This window comes from Isoptericola croceus (genome assembly GCF_029382255.1).
GTDB classification, from domain to species: Bacteria; Actinomycetota; Actinomycetes; order Actinomycetales; family Cellulomonadaceae; genus Isoptericola; species Isoptericola croceus.
In genome coordinates, this window is record NZ_JARLLG010000420.1 from 1 (window position 1) to 262 (window position 262).

Genomic DNA, 262 nt, shown 5'->3' on the forward strand with positions numbered 1-262 from the left:
AACCAACATACAAAACAAAGGTTGAAGAGAGTACTTGGATAGCTAAGCAGCCGGTTTTCGATTTAATTCTTACGCATCTCGGCAATAAACGTTTATCGCGAATTATGCCAGGTGATGGTTTAATGTTTCGAAATTGGTTGCTATCGGACCAAGCAGATTATTCTCAAACATTTGCCTCGATGGTATACGGTACGTTTCGTCAAATTTTAGATACTGCGGTTGACTTGGATTATTTATCAAAGAGTCCAGCTAGAATGAAAAA

1 protein-coding gene is annotated in these 262 nt (G+C 38.2%); it reads left to right on the forward strand.

Annotation, left to right across the window (positions count from 1 at the left end):
• The coding region (locus PZC42_RS21755) for a tyrosine-type recombinase/integrase (RefSeq protein ID WP_277214281.1) at positions 1–262 on the forward strand (262 nt) is incomplete at both ends.